Raw genomic sequence first — 18,082 nt, 5'->3', positions numbered from 1 at the left:
CCGGCGCTACGGGCCGTGAATGGCGCGGGCTGCAGCTGGCCGGGTGGAGTGGCGGGGGCTGCCGACGGTGTCACCCTAGGTATCAGGTCGCTAACCGAGCACCGCTGGGCGCGTCATCCGCGCTGTCAAGAAAGGCCCTGGCCCGGGTTTTTGGGGTGCCAGACATCACCCAAGTGGGTGATGCCCAAATCGCCCGTTCAGGCGCTTATGAGGGTTCGGCACCCCTGATTAGCATGGCGACTCCATTTCATCCGTAACTGGAGAGCCGCATGACAAGAAGAACTATGCGCGGAGTCTTCCGGCCGCATCTGCTGGCCGCCGCTGTCGCCCTGGGTGTGAGTGCCCAGGCTTACGCTGTTAGCTTCAACATCGGGGAGATTGAGGGGAGCTTCGATTCATCGCTGTCCGTGGGTGCCAGCTGGGCGGTCCGCGGGCCGGATCCAGATTTTATTTCCAGCGGCAACGTGCTGGGTATGCGTGGTGAGTCCGCCACTCGTACTGCGGACGACAACCGCGAAAACTTCAAGAAGGGCGAGACCTTCTCGAAGATCTTCAAGGGCCTGCATGACCTGGAGCTGAAATACGGCGACAGCGGCGTGTTCGTGCGCGGCAAGTACTGGTACGACTTCGAGCTGAAGGACGAGGACCGCCTGTTCTACGATATCGACGACAGTGGTCGTGATCGGATGGCCAAGTCTTCCGGCACCCAACTGCTCGATGCCTTCGTCTACCACAACTACCAGATCGGCGAGCTGCCGGGCAACGTGCGCCTGGGTAAGCAAGTAGTCAGCTGGGGCGAGAGCACCTTCATCGGTAACTCGATCAACAGCATCAACCCGATCGACGTCGCCGCGCTGCGCCGCCCAGGCGCCGAGATCAAGGAAGGCTTGATTCCGGTCAACATGTTCTACCTGTCGCAGAACTTGACCGAAAACCTCAGTGCCGAGGCCTTCTATCAGATCGAGTGGGATCACACGGTCATCGATAACTGCGGCACTTTCTTCGGTAACGATGCGCTGCCGGCTGGCTGCCTTGATCGTCTGGTCGTGGCCGGCCCCGACTTCGCCCCGGGCGATCCGCGCGCCAACTCCATCGCGACTCCGGTCGTGGTTGCCGGGCGCAATATCGGGGACGCCGCCGCTCTTGCTGCGGGGCGTACTAACGCCTATATCCCGCGCATCGAGGACAACGATGCGCGTGATGGCGGTCAGTTCGGCGTGGCCCTGCGCTGGTTCGTGCCGGAGCTGAACGACACCGAGTTTGGCGCCTACGCGCTGAACTATCACAGCCGCAGCCCGTACCTCAGCTTCAAGCAGACCACCGTCGCTCCGATCACGCCAGCTCAGGTCGGGGGGACGCCGGCGGCAATCCGTGCGGCGGTTGTTGGCCAAAACCAGATCGAGCGGGTTCGCAATGCACGCTACTTCATCGACTATCCCGAGGATATCCGTCTCTACGGTTTGAGCTTCGCCACCAACCTGGAAGGTACCGCGCTGGGCGGGGAAGTCAGCTATCGCCCCAACATGCCGTTGCAGATCAACACCGCCGACCTCAACCTGGCGGCGATCCGCCAGACCAACACCGTCAACTTCGCACAGCAGGTTTCGCCGGTGTTCGTCAGCGGTGAAACGCAGAGCGTGGCGGGTGGCGATCTGCCGGGCTACAAGCGTATGCCGGTGGTGCAGGCGCAGATGACCGCCACCCAGTTCATCGACCAGATCTGGGGCGCTAGCCGCCTGACCCTGGTCGGCGAGGTGGGCTACAACCACATCAACGGCCTGGGTAGTGCCGACGGCACCGATGTGCGCTTCGGTCGCAGCCCGATCTTCGGTGCTGGTGCGCTGGTAAATAATGGAACCAGCGTTTGCGTTGGTACCAACCCCGGTACTCCGCAGGCCAGCAACCCGCAGCAGGAGTGCAACGACAAGGGCTTCTACACCAGCTCCTCCTGGGGCTACCGCGCGCGCGCCATCCTCAACTACAGCAACGTGTTCGCCGGCATCAACCTGTCGCCGAGCCTGGCCTGGTCGCACGACGTCGACGGCAACGGGCCGAACTTCGAGGAAGGTCTCAAGGCGGTCAGCCTCGGCCTGGATGCCGACTACGCCAACACCTATACCACCAGCCTCAGCTACACCGACTTCTTCGGCGGTGAATTCAACACCAACGGTGACCGTGACTTCGTGGCACTCAGCTTCGGCGTGAACTTCTGACGGCAGATCGGCAAAGGATTTAGAACATGAGAAAAATCAATGTTTTGACTTGCGGCGCCCTGGCGCTGACCCTGCTGGCCAGCAGCGTGATGGCGGCCGTTTCCCAGGAAGAGGCGGCCAAGCTGGGTACCAGCCTGACGCCGCTGGGTGGGCAGAAGGAAGGCAATGCCGATGGCAGCATTCCGGCCTGGACTGGCGGCTTGAAGCCCGGCGCGGCGCCGGTGGTCAATGACTTCATCGGCGACCCGTTCGAGGGCGAGCAGCCGCTGTTCACCATCACCGCGGCCAACGCCGAGCAGTACAAGGACAAGCTGACCCCGGGTCAGCTGGCCATGTTCAAGCGCTATGCCAGCACCTACAAGATTCCGGTGTACAAGACCCAGCGTACGGCCGCCGCCCCGCAGGTGATCTACGATGCCGCGAAAAAGAGTGCGCTGAACACCCAGCCGGTCGACGGCGGTAACGGTCTGAGCAATTTCGGCGACTCCCACTATTACGCCTTCCCGATTCCGAAGAACGGCGTCGAAGTGGTGTGGAACCACATGACCCGCTATCGCGGCGAGAACCAGAAGCGCCAGGTCGCCCAGGCGGCGCCGCAGGTCAATGGTTCTTTCACGATTGTCGAGTTCGAGGACGAAGTGGCGTTCCCGCAGTACATGCAGGGGGTGGACAAGGACAAGGCCGCTAACGTCCTGTTCTACTACAAACAGCGCGTGACGGCCCCGTCGCGTCTGGCGGGTAACGTGTTGCTGGTTCACGAGACTATCGATCAGGTCAAGGAGCCGCGCCTGGCGTGGATCTACAACGCCGGCCAGCGGCGCGTGCGTCGCGCCCCGCAGGTGGCCTACGACGGCCCGGGTACCGCGGCCGACGGCATGCGTACCGCGGATAACTCCGACATGTACAACGGCTCGCCGGACCGCTACGACTGGAAGTTGATCGGCAAGAAGGAGATGTACGTCCCCTACAACAACTACAAGCTGCAGTCGCCCAAGCTGAAGTATTCGGAGATCCTCAAGGCCGGGCATATCAATCAGGATCTGACCCGCTATGAGTTGCACCGCGTGTGGGAAGTGGAGGCCACGGTGAAGCCGGGCGAGCGCCACATCTACGCCAAGCGCCACATGTACTTCGACGAGGACACCTGGGCGGCCGTGGAGGTCGATCACTACGACGGTCGTGGTCAGCTCTGGCGTGTGGGTGAGGGCTATGTGGCCAACGACTACCAGCAGGGCGTCGCCAGCTATGCCGCTCAGGGGCTCTATGACCTGATCGCCGGTCGCTATATCGTTCTCGGTATGGTCAATGAGTCCAAGCGTGGGGTTCAGTTTGGGACTACGCCGAACTCGGCGGACTTCACCCCGGCGGCCCTGCGCAACGCAGGCGTCCGCTGATTAAACCGCTGTAACCAAGCCAACGCCCTGCATGCAGGGCGTTGTGCTGATCAGAAAATGTCTCCAATTGCTCTAGGCAATTCCTCCCGTAATCAGCTATCACTCTTCTTGGCTACTCCCTAAGTAGTACTGCCCGGCTTCCGGCCCAGTTAGGCGCTTGGTCCGGCTGGGTCCGTCCACTTTGCGATAAGAACAACTACACGGGTTCCGTCATGCAGGGTCTTGGCTCCAGTCTTTCCGTCATTCGCGGCAAAGCTTCGTATATTCCGGATCTACCCTCCGCGCTGTTGTCGCGGCAGCGGCTGATCGACGCCTTACTCGGAAAAAAACAGCGCTTGCGCGTGCTCTGTGCCCCCGCCGGCTTCGGCAAAACGGTGCTGCTCAGCGAGTTCCTGCAGCAAGTGCCGCCCTCTGAGCACGTCGTTTGGCTTAGCCTCGCGGGGCAGCCCCTTGCGCTCCCTCAGCTGATCTCCAGGGTGACTACGGAATTAGGCTTGGCCCGCGGGCGCGTTGCCGATGGGCAGGCGTTGTTGCAGTTTTTCGAAACCTGCGGCGAGCCCATCTGGTTGGTTCTGGATGATTACCCTAACGAGGCACCGGCCGAGCTGAGCAGTTGGATAATGCAGTTGCTGGCCCTGCAGTCGTCGAAGGTGCAGCTGTTGGTCAGCTGCCGGCAGCGGCCTGATTGGAACCTGTCGCGTCTTTTGCTGAGGGGCGAGCTGCTCGAGTTGGATGCCAGCCAGCTGGCGCTATCGCGTGATGAGTTCGAGCTACTGGTTTGTTTGTTGGCTCCACAGACATCCGCCAGCGCGCGCGAGGAGCTGTGGCAGCAAACCGCAGGCTGGTGTGCCGGCGTTCGTTTGTTGCTATCGGGCCAGATGAAGGGTGGCAAGGCGGACGGTAGCGGCTTGCCTTGGCTGCGGGATTATCTGGAGCACGAGCTGTTGTCTCGTTTGGGGGAGGGCGAGCGCGAGATTCTTTATCGTCTGGCGCATTTTCCGAAGATATCCGCCGAGCTGTGTGACCAGCTCTGGGAAGAGCAGGGTGGCGGGCTGTTGTTCAAGCGCCTGCTGCAATGCCAGTCGTTCCTCCTTCCGGTTGACCGGCAGGGTGTTTGGTATCGGATGTTGCCGGCGGTAGCGCATGCGCTGCAGGACCGTTTGAGCGCCCCCGAGTTGAGCCGTCTGCGTTTGCGCTCCTGTCGGGTGCTCAGTGCCGCGGGGTACTTCGACGAGGCGATCGAGCAGGCCCTGTGCGCTGAACAGCCGGAAGTGGCGGCCAACTACATGGAGAGTCTGGGGCTGGATTGGTTATTTACTGATCAGCATTTGCGCCAGCTGTTGAGCTGGCGCGAGCAACTGCCGCCGCAACTGCTGGAAAGCACTCCGCGTTTGATCTGCCTCTGTGCCAGAGCCTTGCTGTTCAGCTGGCGCCTGGAGGAGTCGGAGGCTTGCATTGCGCGGTTGGGGGGCTTCTTGCCCCAGGCTGAGTCGCTGCGCAACACGCGTCTGCTGGCTAACTGGCAGGCGCTGCAGGGTACGTTGGAGGGGATGCGCGGGAATGCCGAGGTGGCCCGCGAGCATTGCCAGGCGGCACTCAGCCATTTGCCGGCACGAGACTGGCACGCTTCGCTACTCTGCTATTCGACCTTGGCGCGGATCGCGATGGCTACTGGGCAGTCGGTACAGGCGCACCAACTATTGCTCGAGGCGGTGGAGCTGGCGCGGCGTCAAGGCTGTCTGGTCAGTGAGGTGCTGGTCAATACCGATCGTATCCGCCTGCTAATCCTTCGTGGCGATCTCAGCCAGGCGGAAGCCCTGTTGCAAGAAAACGTGGCGCTGGTCGAGGATGGCAATCGCCGGCACAGCCTGTTGTTGGGGCGTTTGTTGTTCCTGCAGGGAGAGTTGCATTTGTTACGCGGTGGTCTGGATGAGTGCGAAAGCGCGCTGCAGGCAGGTTTTCCCCATGCGTTGGACTCTTTCGATCCGCTGATTCTGCACGGTTATCTGGTCCAGTCCGAACTTGACTCATGCCGCGGTGAGTACGATCAAGCACTGGTGCATCTGCATGAGGCGGAGCGACGTATGCATTGCGGCAAGGCCGAGAGCTCGTGCTACAAGAGTGCGATCGACTTGCAGAGCATGCGCATCCTCGCTCGGCAGGGATGCTGGGAACAATTGCCGCCGATTGCTCAGTCGCTCGAAGCCTATCTGCAGGGCCCGGAACCCTGCCTGCCGCCTTTACACATGCCGTCGTTGCCGCAACGTAACCAACTGCTGTTGGCGTTGGCGGAATATGAAACGGGCAGCCACGAGCAGGCCGAGCAGCGCCTTAGGGCGCTGCATGAGCAGTGCAAGCGCCGGCAGTTCGGGGTGCTGATGAGTGAGGTCCAGCTGGCCTTGGCCAAGATCGGGTTTGGCAGTGGTCGCAGCGAGTCGCATGGGCTTGAGTTGCAGGCGCGTCAGCAGGTGATCAATATCGGCTGTTATAGCCTGCTGCAAGGTTGGACGGACGGCGGTGCAGAGGCTGCGCCGCAGCCGAAGCTGTCGGCCAGCTTTTCCGCGGGCGCTCCGCTGATTGCAGGCGGCCAAGCGGATCTGACCCTGCGTGAGCTATCGGTGCTCAAGCTGCTGGCCGAGGGCCTGTCCAACCAGGAAATCGGCAACACCTTGTTCATCTCGGTTAATACCGTGAAGACCCACACCAAGAAGATCAACGCCAAGCTCGGGGTCAAGCGCCGCACCCAGGCCATCAATCGCGCCAAGGCGCTGGGCATATTGCTCTAGGGTCTGTTGACGTTTCGTCACGGCCGCGACGGAGCCTGTTTTTGCGCGGGGCTAGGCGCGAGACGCGAAGTTCGGTCGTTCCAAATGAGCGTCGAGCAACGACGCGCCGCGCAGAAACAGGCCCGTCCCTGCGGGTTGCGCGGCAAATGGCGCCATGCGTCGTTGCGGGACTTGGCAAGGGAACGACCATTCCCTGCGTCCCGCGCCTAGCCTGGCGCCATTTGCCGCGGCAACGCGGTTCGCGACGAAACGTCAACAGACCCTAGGTCGGGGTATTCGACGGGGGCTCTGCCCCCGAGGCTGGCAGCAGGGTGTCGATCAAGGCTCGGACGCAGCCGGGCAGGGCATCCAGATCCCGTACCAGCATGCTGCGTTCCCGGATGGCCCACTCCTCGTCCAGTTCGATGATGGTGAGATCCATGGTACGGCTATGCCGCTTGGCGGCCGACTCGGGGATTACGCCGATGCCGACCCCGGTCTCGACCATCCGGCACACGGCCTCGAAACTGGATACCTGAATCCGCAGGGACAGCGTTTCGCCAAGGTGCTCAACCTGTTCGCGCAGAAAGCTCAGCAGCGTGCTGCCTTCGTGCAGGCCGACATGCTGATAGCGCAGCGTGTCTTTCAGCTTGACGTGTTTCAGTGTGCTCAATGGGTGGTTGCGGGGGACCGCGAGAACCAGGCGGTCAGTGCTGAAGTGCAGCACCTGCAAGCCGCTGGCGTTCACCGGGCCGGCGATGATGCCCAGGTCCGATGAACCATCCAATACGCCGCGGACGATGTCGCGGCTCAGGCGTTCCTGCAGGTCGACGGTCACGCCCGGACGTTGCGCCAGAAAGCCGGCCAGGACCTCGGGGAGAAACTCGGTCACCGCCGTGGTGTTGGCAAAAATACGGATGTGTCCGGCGGCGTCGGCGCCGTATGCGGTGAACTCGTTCTTCAAATACTCCACCTGACGCATGATCAGTCGGGCGTGTTGCAGCAGGCGCTGACCGGCGGGGGTCAGGTCAACGCCGCGGTTGTCGCGATAGAGCAGGCGAGAACCCAGTTGGCTTTCCAGTGCTTTGATCCTGGCGCTGGCGGCGGCCGGGGAGAGAAAGGCGCGTTTGGCGCCTTGGGTGAGGCTCGGTGACTCGGCGATATGGATGAACAGGCGCAGGTCGGCGAGATCGAAATGCATGCTGAAATATTCTCCGTGCTGGCCGGAATGGCGTTCGATTTTGATGAACGCTGAATTATTAAAATGCAGATTCACAAAACACAAGAGCTTCTCCATCCTCTGTTTAGGCAATTTTGCGAGAAGAGTTGAGTCCATGAGCGAAGCCGACTATTCCGCCTGGCTGGGGCGCACCGAAGAAACCCACGACGAGCTGTGCGCCACCCTGGTCCGGCGCATCGCCACCACCTTCGACGAAGCGTCCCCGGCGGTCGGTCAGGCGTTGCCGCCGCTGTGGCACTGGGCGTTCTTCCAGGAGCCGGTGCCCGAATCCGGCCTCGGCGCCGACGGCCATCCGGCACGCGGCGGCTTCCTGCCGGCGGCGGACAATCGCAATCGCATGTGGGCCGGCAGCGAGGTGGAATTCCTCGAGCCGCTGCGCGTGGGTGGCCGGACTGTGCGCCAGACGCGCATCGAGAAGATCGAGGAGAAGAGCGGGCGCACCGGCGCGCTGCTGTTCGTCAGCTTGCGTCACGAGTATGTCCAGGACGGCCGTCTGACCCTGCGCGAGCGCCAGGACATCGTCTACCGCGAGCCGACTCCACCCAAGCTCGGTGGTGGCGAACCAGCCGCGGCGGGCGACTGGAACGAAACGGTGGTGCCGACGCCGACCCTGCTGTTTCGCTATTCGGCGGTGACCTTCAACGGCCACCGTATCCACTACGACTGGCCCTATGTCACCGAAGCCGAGGGCTACACCGGGCTGGTGGTGCACGGCCCGCTGATCGCCACCCTGATGCTGCGCGCGTTCTGCCGCGCCAACCCGGACGCGCGCGTGCGCCGCTTCAGCCACCGCGGCCAGCGCCCGCTGATCGCCCCGCAGCCGTTCCAGGTCAGCGGGCGCATCGTGCGGGCGGGCGTCGTCGAGCTGTGGGCTGGCAACGACAGCGGTATCGCCCAGATCGGCGAAGTGCACTTCGACTAACCCTTCTTTTTTCATATCAAGACGGCGGGCCGCACCCGTCGTGAGCGAGGATCAAGAGATGATCGCCACTACCGACCAATACCAACACATCCGCGAAGGCGTCCGCGCCCTGTGCGCCGAGTTCGACTCCGCCTACTGGCGCAAGATCGACGAGGAGAAGGGCTTCCCGGAAGCCTTTGTCGACGCCATGACCCAGGCCGGCTGGCTGTCGGCGATGATCCCGGAGGAGTACGGCGGCTCTGGCCTGGGCCTGGCCGAGGCCTCGGTGATCCTCGAGGAAGTTAACCGCTGCGGCGGTAACTCCGGCACCGTGCACGGGCAGATGTACAACATGTTTACCCTGCTGCGGAACGGCAGTGAGGCGCAGAAGAGCTATTACCTGCCGAAGCTGGCCAGCGGCGAGCTGCGCCTGCAGTCGATGGGTGTGACCGAGCCAACTACCGGCACCGACACCACCAAGATCAAGACCACGGCCGTGCGCCAGGGCGACAAGTACGTGATCAACGGCCAGAAGGTGTGGATCTCGCGCATCCAGCATTCCGACCTGATGATCCTCCTGGCACGCACCACGCCGCTGGCGGAGGTGAAGAAGAAATCCGAGGGCATGTCGATCTTCCTGGTCGACCTGCGCCAGGCCATCGGCAACGGCCTGACCGTGCAGCCGATCGCCAACATGGTCAACCACGAGACCAACGAGCTGTTCTTCGACAACCTGGAAATTCCCGCCGACAGCCTGATCGGCGAGGAAGGCAAGGGCTTCAAGTACATCCTCGACGGCCTCAACGCCGAGCGCACGCTGATCGCCGCCGAGTGCATCGGCGACGGCCGCTGGTTCATCGAGAAGGCCAGTGCCTATGCCCGCGATCGCGTGGTGTTCGGCCGGCCGATCGGCCAGAACCAGGGCGTGCAGTTCCCCATCGCCGAGGCGCATATCGAAGTCGAAGCCGCCGATCTGATGCGCTGGAAAGCCTGCCAGGAATACGACGCCGGACTGAACGCCGGGGCTAGCGCCAACATGGCCAAGTACCTGGCGGCCAAGGCGTCCTGGGAGGCGGCCAACGCAGCCCTGCAGACCCACGGCGGCTTCGGCTTCGCCTGCGAATACGACGTCGAGCGCAAGTTCCGCGAGACCCGCCTGTACCAGGTGGCGCCGATTTCCACCAACCTGATCCTGTCCTACGTGGCCGAGCACATCCTCGACCTGCCGCGTTCGTTCTGAGGAGTCCGCCATGAGCAACAACACCCGCGCCCTGGCCGAATTCCTCGCCGGCCTGCGTTACGAAGACCTGCCGCAGGCGGTGGTCGAGCGCACCGAAGACCTGTTCCTCGACTGGCTGGGCTCTGCCCTGGCCAGCCAGGGCGCACACCCGATCCCGCTGTTCGAGCGCTATGCGCAGAAGATGGGGCCGGCCGATGGCCGCTGCCAGATCATCGTCAACGGCCAGCGCAGCTCGGCGTATTTCGCCGCCCTGGTGAACGCCGCCAGCTCGCACCTGGTCGAGCAGGACGACCTGCACAACAGCTCGGTGCTGCACCCGGCCACCGTGGTCTTCCCGGCCGCTCTGGCGGCGGCGCAGGATCTCGGCAAGTCCGGTCGCGAACTGGTCGTTGCCTGCGTCGCCGGCTACGAAGCGGGTATCCGTATCGGTGAGTTCCTCGGCCGTTCGCATTACCGCATCTTCCACACCACCGCGACGGTCGGCACCCTGGCCGCTGCGGTGAGCGTGGCCAAGCTGCTGGACTTCGACACCGAGCAGTTCGTCAACTGCCTGGGCAGTGCCGGCACCCAGGCTGCCGGTCTGTGGGAGTTCCTGCGGGACGCGGCCGACTCCAAGCAGTTGCACACCGCCAAGGCCGCCGCCGATGGTCTGCTGGCCGCCTACCTGACTGCCGATGGACTGACGGGCGCGAAGAACATTCTCGAAGGCGAGCAGGGCATGGCCGCCGGGATGTCGAAGGATGCCGACGCCAAGTGGCTGGTCGACCGTCTGGGCACCCGCTGGGCGCTGGCCGAAACTTCCTTCAAGTTCCACGCCTCCTGCCGTCACACCCACCCGGCCGGCGATGCGCTGCTGGCGCTGATGCAGCGCGAGAAGCTGGGCTTCGAGCAGATCGAAAGCGTCACCACTCGCGTACACCAGGGCGCGATCGACGTGCTCGGCCGCGTGGTCGTGCCGCAGTCGGTACACCAGGCGAAGTTCTCCATGGGCACCGTGCTTGGCCTGATCGCCGTGTATGGCAAGGCCGGGCTGACCGAGTTCGAGCAGTTCTCCCTGAGCGACCCGCGCGTGTCGGCGTTCCGCGAGAAAGTCTCGATGGTGCTGGACCCAGAAGTGGATGGCGCCTACCCGCAGCGCTGGCTGGGTCGTATCAACGTGCAGACCACCGATGGCCGCCAACTGACGTCGGCCATCGACGAGCCCAAGGGCGATCCGGGCAACACCCTGAGCCGGCCGGAGCTGGAAGACAAGTTCCAGCGTCTGGTGGCCTTCTCCGGCGCCCGTACCGCCGCACAGGCAAGCGAGCTGATCGGCAAGGTCTGGCAGTTGCACAAGCTGGCTGACGTTCAGGCGATTGCCTGACCCCCGGCCCATCGGCTTGCTCCTCACCGCCCCTCTCCCGTCGGGAGATGGCTGGGGTGAGGGGGCTTTCTACACAGGATTGGAACAAGAGATGACACAACTGCGCCCCCTCGACGGCATCACCGTCATCAGTCTCGAACACGCCATCGCCGCGCCGTTCTGTACCCGCCAATTGGCCGACATGGGTGCCCGCGTGATCAAGGTCGAGCGCCCTGGCGTCGGCGACTTCGCCCGTGGCTACGACGAACGCGTGCGTGGCATGGCCTCGCACTTCGTCTGGACCAACCGTTCCAAGGAAAGCCTGAGCCTGGATCTCAAGCAGGACGAGGCGCAGGCCGTGCTGGAGCAACTGCTCGGCCAGGCCGACGTGCTGGTGCAGAACCTCGCGCCGGGCGCCGCCGCGCGCATGGGCCTGTCGTTCGAGGTGCTGCACGAGCGCTTCCCGCGCCTGATCGTCTGCGACATCTCCGGCTACGGCGAGGGCGGCCCCTATCAGGACAAGAAGGCCTACGACCTGCTGATCCAGAGCGAGAGCGGCTTCCTCTCGGTCACCGGTGGTCCGGGTGATGAGCAGATGGCCAAGGCCGGCTGCTCGATCGCCGACATCTCCGCCGGCATGTACGCCTACACCGGCATCCTCTCGGCGCTGCTGCTGCGCGGCAAGACCGGGGTCGGCAGCCGCATCGACGTGTCGATGCTGGAGAGCATGGCCGAGTGGATGAGCTTCCCGATGTATTACGCCTTCGAGGGCGCCACCCCGCCGCCGCGCGCCGGCGCCGCCCACGCCACCATCTATCCCTACGGGCCGTTCCCGGCCGGCGACGGCGGCACGGTGATGCTCGCCGTGCAGAACGAGCGCGAATGGGCGGCGTTCTGCGAGATCGTGCTGCAGCAGCCGGACCTGCGCAGCGATCCGCGCTTCACCACCACCACGTTGCGCGTCGCCAACCGCGAGGCGCTGCGCGCGGCGATCGTTGCGGCCTTCGCCGGGCTCGGCGCCGCCCAGGTGATCGAGCGCCTGGAAACGGCGCAGATCGGCAACGCCCAGGTCAACGACATGCACGACCTGTGGCGGCATCCGCAGCTCAAGGCACGCGACAGCTGGCGCGAGATCGACAGCCCGGTCGGCAAGCTGCCAGCCATGCTGCCGCCGGGGCGCAACGCGGCGTTCAGCCCGCGCATGGACGCGGTGCCCAGCCTCGGCGAACATACCGACAGCCTGCTCAGCGAACTTGGCTACAGCTCGGCGGATATCCAACGCTTGCATGATAATGGTGCGGTCTGAGCGCCTGTTCCTGGTTTCGGAATCTCCCTTCTCCCATTTAGCGGAGAGGGGTAGGGGAGAGGGTCGATCATCCTTCCCTTGCTAGCCCTCTCCCCAAAAGGGAGAAGGCGATTCCACCTCTTGTCCTTGGACCGCTAATGAGCAGGCCCTAAGAGCCTGTTCAAGGTCACGACCGCTCTGTGTCGGCGTAATGGTGGATAAGCAAAGCGTTATTCACCCTACAAAGTCTGAACGTTCGCGTAGGGTGGAAAACTGCGAAGCATTTTCCACCTCTGGGCAATGACAGGTGCTGGGCTCACGAGACATTGAACAGGTTCTATCGGTCCGTCGAACTACTAAGGAAGCCCCATGACTCTCTACATCCGCTCGGCGCTGTTCGTCCCTGGTAGCCGTCCTGAGCGTTTCGCCAAGGCCCTGGCGGTCGGTGCCGACGCGGTCATCGTCGATTTCGAGGACGCCGTCGAGGCCGACCTCAAGGCCCAGGCGCGCCTCAACCTGGCCGCCTTTCTCGCCGCCAACCCGGACGTGCGCGTCTGGGTGCGGGTCAACGCCGCCGAGCATGGCGAGCATGCCGCTGATCTGGCGTTCTGCCGCGAGCAGGCCGGCGTGGTCGGTTTGCTGTTGCCCAAGGCCGAGAGTGCGGTCGAGGTGCGCGATGCGGCGGCGACTGGCAAGCCGGTCTGGCCGCTGATCGAAAGCGCCGCCGGCCTGCTGGCGCTGGGCGAGATCGCCGCCTGCGAAGGCGTGCAGCGCCTCACCTATGGAGGCCTCGATCTCGGCCTCGACCTCGGCTTGAGCAGTGGCAGCGAAGCGGCGAGCGTCATCTACGACCAGACCCGTTTCGCCCTGCTGCTGCATTCGCGGGTCAACGACCTGCAGCCGCCGCTGGACACCGTCTACCCCGCCTTCGACGACGAGCCGGGGTTGGCCGCCACCATCCGCCGCGGCCGCGACATGGGCCTGGTCGGGGCGCTGTGCATCCATCCCAAGCAGGTCGCGGTGGTGCATGCCGCGCTGGCGCCGAGCGCCGAGGAACTGGCCTGGGCGCGCCGTGTGGTCGCAGGCGCAGCCACTGGGGCGGCGGCCTTCAAGATCGACGGCCAGATGGTCGATGCCCCGGTACTCGGGCGCGCCCGCCGTCTGCTGGCGGCGGCCGGCGAATAAGCCGCTGTCGCCGTGGAGCGCCATGCGCCGCGGCGTCGCCATGACCGCTTGAGGCGTCGCGACCCCGCCGGCGGAATGGTTCGAACGACCGATGGCGCCTGCGCATCCGCTTTTCATAATTTCCCTCAATCTGTCCGGCCGCGAGCTGCCCCCAAGGCTGCGCGCGGCCGCAACGTTTCCAATCCATTAGGTAGGAGAGTGAGTGATGGCCGGACCCTTGCAGGGACTTAAGGTTGTGGAGATCGCCGGCATCGGGCCGGGACCGTTCTGCGCCATGATGCTGGCGGACATGGGCGCCGAGGTGACGCGGGTCGATCGCCTGGTGCCGGGCGCGCTCGGTGGTGGCGGCACGGTGGTCGACCGCGGCCGGCGCACCATCGCCATCGACATGAAGAAGCCGGGCGTCACCGAACTGCTGCTGCGCCTGATCGACGATGCCGACGTGCTGATCGAGGGCAACCGTCCCGGCGTCATGGAGCGTCTCGGCCTCGGTCCGGATGTCTGCCAGGCGCGCAACCCGCGCCTGGTCTACGGGCGCATGACCGGCTGGGGACAGAGCGGCCCGTTGGCGCCGGCCGCCGGCCACGACCTCAACTACATCGGCCTGACCGGCGCGCTGAACGCCATGGGCTCCCGCGACCGTGCGCCGACTCCGCCGCTGCACCTGGTCGGCGACCTCGGCGGCGGCGCGATGATGCTGGCCTTCGGCATCGTCTGCGCGGTGCTCGAGGCGCAGAAGTCCGGCAAGGGTCAGGTGGTCGACGCGGCGATCTGTGACGGCGCCGCGCTACTGGCCAGCACCTATTTCGACAGCCTGGCGCGTGGCAAGTGGTCGCCACAGCGCGCCGACAACATGCTCGACGGCGGCGCGCCGTTCTACCGCTGCTATACCTGCGCCGATGGCAAGTTCATCTCCATGGGGCCGATCGAGCCGCAGTTCTACAAGCTGTTCCTCGAGCTGTGCGAGATCGACGACCCGCTCTTCGCCGCGCAGTGGAACCGCCAGGATTGGCCGGCGATGCACGAGAAGCTGGAGGCGCTGTTCCTCACCCGCACCCGCGACGAATGGAGTGAGTTGCTGGAAGGCAGCGACGCCTGCATCGCGCCGGTACTGGACTTCAGCGAGGCGCTGCAGCACCCGCACATGCAGGCGCGCAACATTTTCATCGAGACCGGCGGCGTGGTGCATCCGGCGCCGGCGCCGCGGCTGAGCCGCACCCCGGCCGAGGCCGGCGCGGTGCCGAAGACCGGCGAACATACGGTGGAAGTGCTGCAGCAACTGGGCCTGGGCGAGGCGGAAATCGCCACCCTGCGCGAGGCCGGCGCGATCGCCTAAGAACCGGTCTACGATCTCGGAAGAGCCCCTCTAGGGGGCGGGGGAGAGGGGGTCAGTCAGCCAACTCAGCCCTCTCCCCAGCCCTCTCCCGGCTTTCTTTTATGAAGCCAGGGAGGGGGGCAAGAGCAGCAACTCCGCCGTCTGTGGAAAAGATCGTGAACTGGTTCTAGATTGCCGGCATAAAAAATCCGGCCATGCTTGCAAGGGCATGGCCGGATTTTTTTGAGCTCCAGTTGTCTGGCGGTTCGCTGAAGGGCGGCGCGCAATCCTAACGCCGGTCACTGTCTCAACCTCAATCGATCAACCCACGGCTGCGTGCGATCGCCACCGCCTCGGTGCGGCCCTGGGCGCCGAGTTTGGCGTTGATGTTGCGCAGGTGCGACTTCACCGTGAACTCGGAGAGGAACATTTTCTCGGCAATCACCCGGTTGCGGTGCCCTTCGGCCAGCAACCTGATCACCTGGATCTCCCGCGCGGTCAGCGCTTCCAGCGGCTCGCCATGGCTACCGGGGCCGGGTGCCGCGGTGCTGGCCGCCGCGCGGTCGCTGCCAATGCGTTCGAGCAGGGTGGCGAGGAACTGCGCGTCGATACCGCTCGGCTGGTGCTTGCCCTGATGGGCGGCGGCCCAGCGCTTGAGTAGTGCGGCCATCGGCGCGCCTTCGTCGAGGAAGGTGCGCAGGAAGCCTTCGTGGCTGGCAAAGCGCAAGGCCAGGGTCAGTTCCTCGAAGGCGGCGCCGTCCTGGTGTAGGCCGGCCAGGGCCATGGCCCGCAGCAGGCGCAGCTTCAGCGCCCGGCGATGGTGCTGGCTGCCTTGCGCGGCGACTATCGCCTCCGCCAGGGCCGCGGCCGGTTCGGCGCAGTCGCCCTGGGCGATGCGCAGACGCCAGCGCACGATCGAGGGCAGGTCGACGTCGCTGGCATACAGGGTCAGGCCGGGGCGTGCCCAGTCGCTCATCAGCTCGGCCGAGCGCAGGGCCTGCTCGGCGGCGTCCAGGCGGCCCTCCAGGGTGGCAACGCGGGCGCGCTCCAGCCAGGAGGTGCAGACCACCCGTGACGAGCCGACCTGCTGGCCGAGTTGCTCCAGTTCGGCGAGGTAACGCAGCCACTGGTCCCGGTCGCCGCGCAGGAGGGCCAGGCGCGCCAGCAGCACATGGCTGACGATCAACTGATCGGGGGTACTGTTGTCCCGGGCATAGGGCAGGATGTCGAGCAGCGCCTGCTCGGTTTCGCCCAGCTCGTCGGCTTCGTACAGCGCCTGGGAGAGGATCACCACTATGGTCGGTCGGCCGCCCAGGGTCTCGCCGGCGGTGTCGTTCCAGTGGCGCTCGGCGGCGGTCTGCAGGCGAGCCAGGGCATTGCCCAGGCGGCCTTGGACCAGGTCGATGATGCCCTCCATGCTGCCGGCCAGCCCGCGCATATACGCCGAGCGCCGGTAGGCCGGGCGCTGCAGGGCGCGCGACAGCAGGCTGCGGGCCTCGTCGTAGCGGCTGGTGGAAATCATCGAGAAGGCCAGCGAGTTGGTGACCACGCCGTACTGGAACAGCTCGTCCGGTGGCAGGCGATCGAGCTGCTTGAGGCCGGCCGCGCAGCATTCCTCGACCCGCTCGGTCATCACCAGCAACAGGCAGCGCACGGTTTCCGCTTCCAGCGCATAGCCCTGACGTTCGCCGTCGGTTTCGTAGGCCTCCAGGCGATGCAGGATCGGCACAGCGTCCTGGAAGCGGCGGCTCAGGACCAGGGTCCAGGCGTAGGCGACCAGCAGTTTGGGATGCGCGTCGAGCTCCGCCGAGGGGATTTGGTCCAGCCAGCGCAGCAGCAGGCGCGCGCGTCCGGCATCCTTCAGTTCGTCGACATGGGCGGCGATCTGCACCGCCGCTTCGGCGCTGGCCCCGGCGCGCAGCAGGGCTTCGATGGCCGGCACCGGGCGGTCGACCGACAGGTACCAGCTCGCGGCGGCGCGGTGCAGGTGCTGGGCGCGACCGGGGTGCTGGCGGTTCAGCGCGTCGCTGAGGAAGCTGGCGAACAGGCTGTGATAGCGGAACCAGCTGCGGTCGTTGTCCAGGGGGAAGAGGAACAGGTTGGCCTTCTCCAGGTACTCGATCATCGCCTGACTGTCCTGGCGACCGGTGACGGCGTCGCACAGCGGCGCGCAGAACTGGCTGAGTACGCTGGTTTCCATCAGGAACAAGCGGCATTCCTCGCTCTGCCGGGCGAGGATGTCCTCGGCCAGGTACTCGGCCAGCTCCAGGTTGGAGCCGGAGAACGAGGACACGAAGGCGGCGTGGTCGCTGCGGTCGTGCAGCGACAGGGTGGCGAGGAAGATCGCCGCCGCCCAGCCCTCGGTGCAGCGGTGCAGGGTGGCGATCTCGTTGTCGCGCAGCTGCAGCGCATGCTTTTCACGGATGAAGCGGGTGGCCTCGTCGAGCGAGAAGCGCAGCGCGCTGGGGCCGATTTCCACCAGTTGGCCGCGGGCACGGATGCGGCCCAGGCCGATGTCCGGGGCGCTACGCGAGGTGATTACCAGGCGCCCATTGGGTGGCAGGTTTTCCACCAGCTGCCGGACGAAGTCGAGCAGTTGCGGATTCTGGATCACCTCGAACTCGTCGAGCAGCAGCGAGAACGGGGTTTCCGTGGCGGCGATGCGATCCAGCAGGTCGAGGCTCAGCTCGGACAGGCTGTGCTGTTCTGGGTGCACCGGCTGGGGCGCCTGCTGGCCTTCGCTCAGACGGTCGAAGCCGGCGTTGAGGTGCTTGACGAAGCGCTGCAGGTCGTTGTCGGCGACATCCAGGTTGAACCAGATGGCGGCGCGCCCCGTGGCCAGGCAGTGGGCGTAGTACTGCTGCATCAGGGTGCTCTTGCCGAAGCCGGCGGCGGCGCGGATCAGCACCAGCCGCGCCGGACCGGTCTCGATCATCAGGTCGAGCAGCTTCTGCCGCTGCAGATGGCTGGGCGCGGACATCGGCGGAGCCAGCTTGGCCGGCAGGATGCGCGAGATCGATTCAGCGGAGGAGAAACCCGACGGGCTCGGCGAACTGTGCATGATCGGTTCTTTCATGGCAGGGGTTGCGGCATTGGAGGGGCATTGAACGCCGGAAGTCTGGGCATGGCGCTCTTCCGGCGGGCGTATGGGGCGTGGGTGAAGGCGACTATCCGCGCGCTGGGTGCAGGCATGGGCGCTCCT

General features: G+C 65.0%; 11 protein-coding genes. 9 read left to right on the top strand and 2 right to left on the bottom strand.

Annotation, left to right across the window (positions count from 1 at the left end):
* Window positions 1–269 precede the first annotated feature (269 nt).
* The 3 genes from D3880_RS17750 to D3880_RS17740 all read left to right on the top strand — a co-directional run bounded on the left by D3880_RS17750 (window position 270) and on the right by D3880_RS17740 (window position 6,393).
* Entirely contained in the window at window positions 270–2,213 is a 1,944-nt protein-coding gene (locus D3880_RS17750) for a DUF1302 domain-containing protein (RefSeq protein ID WP_119894745.1), read from the top strand.
* A gap of 26 nt (window positions 2,214–2,239) precedes the next feature.
* On the top strand, window positions 2,240–3,607 hold the full coding sequence (locus D3880_RS17745) for a DUF1329 domain-containing protein (RefSeq protein WP_119894744.1): 1,368 nt from the start codon (window positions 2,240–2,242) through the stop codon (window positions 3,605–3,607).
* A 212-nt stretch (window positions 3,608–3,819) separates the two neighbouring features.
* Window positions 3,820–6,393 (top strand): LuxR C-terminal-related transcriptional regulator, encoded by a 2,574-nt coding sequence (locus D3880_RS17740; RefSeq protein ID WP_119894743.1) that lies wholly within the window; start codon window positions 3,820–3,822, stop codon window positions 6,391–6,393.
* Between the two features lie 262 nt (window positions 6,394–6,655).
* Here the strand turns inward: D3880_RS17740 and D3880_RS17735 are convergent, their stop codons facing one another.
* Entirely contained in the window at window positions 6,656–7,573 is a 918-nt protein-coding gene (locus D3880_RS17735) for a LysR family transcriptional regulator (protein ID WP_119895776.1), read from the bottom strand.
* Between the two features lie 133 nt (window positions 7,574–7,706).
* On the opposite strand from D3880_RS17735, the gene D3880_RS17730 reads away from it, so the two are divergent.
* The 6 genes from D3880_RS17730 to D3880_RS17705 all read left to right on the top strand — a co-directional run bounded on the left by D3880_RS17730 (window position 7,707) and on the right by D3880_RS17705 (window position 14,901).
* Window positions 7,707–8,534 (top strand): HTD2 family dehydratase, encoded by an 828-nt coding sequence (locus D3880_RS17730; protein ID WP_119894742.1) that lies wholly within the window; start codon window positions 7,707–7,709, stop codon window positions 8,532–8,534.
* Between the two features lie 58 nt (window positions 8,535–8,592).
* Complete coding sequence (locus D3880_RS17725; protein WP_119894741.1) at window positions 8,593–9,753, top strand: acyl-CoA dehydrogenase family protein; 1,161 nt, start codon at window positions 8,593–8,595, stop codon at window positions 9,751–9,753.
* A gap of 10 nt (window positions 9,754–9,763) precedes the next feature.
* Window positions 9,764–11,116 carry an MmgE/PrpD family protein gene (locus tag D3880_RS17720; protein ID WP_119894740.1) on the top strand — a complete coding sequence of 451 codons (1,353 nt, stop codon included), beginning with the start codon at window positions 9,764–9,766 and terminating at the stop codon, window positions 11,114–11,116.
* A 91-nt stretch (window positions 11,117–11,207) separates the two neighbouring features.
* Complete coding sequence (locus D3880_RS17715) at window positions 11,208–12,401, top strand: CaiB/BaiF CoA transferase family protein (RefSeq protein WP_119894739.1); 1,194 nt, start codon at window positions 11,208–11,210, stop codon at window positions 12,399–12,401.
* A 348-nt stretch (window positions 12,402–12,749) separates the two neighbouring features.
* Window positions 12,750–13,565, top strand: a complete 816-nt coding sequence (locus tag D3880_RS17710) for an HpcH/HpaI aldolase/citrate lyase family protein (RefSeq protein ID WP_119894738.1) — start codon at window positions 12,750–12,752, stop codon at window positions 13,563–13,565.
* Window positions 13,566–13,770: 205 nt separating this feature from the next.
* Window positions 13,771–14,901: a CaiB/BaiF CoA transferase family protein gene (locus D3880_RS17705; RefSeq protein WP_119894737.1), complete on the top strand. Its 1,131-nt coding sequence runs from the start codon at window positions 13,771–13,773 to the stop codon at window positions 14,899–14,901.
* Between the two features lie 292 nt (window positions 14,902–15,193).
* Here the strand turns inward: D3880_RS17705 and D3880_RS17700 are convergent, their stop codons facing one another.
* On the bottom strand, window positions 15,194–17,956 hold the full coding sequence (locus D3880_RS17700) for a winged helix-turn-helix domain-containing protein (protein WP_238474374.1): 2,763 nt from the start codon (window positions 17,954–17,956) through the stop codon (window positions 15,194–15,196).
* Window positions 17,957–18,082 lie beyond the last annotated feature (126 nt).

Origin of the sequence: Pseudomonas cavernae, assembly GCF_003595175.1 — a bacterium.
GTDB classification, from domain to species: Bacteria; Pseudomonadota; Gammaproteobacteria; order Pseudomonadales; family Pseudomonadaceae; genus Aquipseudomonas; species Aquipseudomonas cavernae.
The sequence above is the reverse complement of the archived record's forward strand: the minus strand, read 5'-3'. Positions and strand labels throughout refer to the sequence as shown.

Coding starts and splice junctions, on each gene's coding strand:
- D3880_RS17745 (WP_119894744.1), top strand. CDS start 2,240: ATGAGAAAAATCAATGTTTTGACTTGCGGCGCCCTGGCGCTGACCCTG.
- D3880_RS17725 (WP_119894741.1), top strand. CDS start 8,593: ATGATCGCCACTACCGACCAATACCAACACATCCGCGAAGGCGTCCGC.
- D3880_RS17735 (WP_119895776.1), bottom strand. CDS start 7,573: ATGCATTTCGATCTCGCCGACCTGCGCCTGTTCATCCATATCGCCGAG.
- D3880_RS17715 (WP_119894739.1), top strand. CDS start 11,208: ATGACACAACTGCGCCCCCTCGACGGCATCACCGTCATCAGTCTCGAA.
- D3880_RS17720 (WP_119894740.1), top strand. CDS start 9,764: ATGAGCAACAACACCCGCGCCCTGGCCGAATTCCTCGCCGGCCTGCGT.
- D3880_RS17705 (WP_119894737.1), top strand. CDS start 13,771: ATGGCCGGACCCTTGCAGGGACTTAAGGTTGTGGAGATCGCCGGCATC.
- D3880_RS17740 (WP_119894743.1), top strand. CDS start 3,820: ATGCAGGGTCTTGGCTCCAGTCTTTCCGTCATTCGCGGCAAAGCTTCG.
- D3880_RS17750 (WP_119894745.1), top strand. CDS start 270: ATGACAAGAAGAACTATGCGCGGAGTCTTCCGGCCGCATCTGCTGGCC.
- D3880_RS17710 (WP_119894738.1), top strand. CDS start 12,750: ATGACTCTCTACATCCGCTCGGCGCTGTTCGTCCCTGGTAGCCGTCCT.
- D3880_RS17730 (WP_119894742.1), top strand. CDS start 7,707: ATGAGCGAAGCCGACTATTCCGCCTGGCTGGGGCGCACCGAAGAAACC.
- D3880_RS17700 (WP_238474374.1), bottom strand. CDS start 17,956: ATGAAAGAACCGATCATGCACAGTTCGCCGAGCCCGTCGGGTTTCTCC.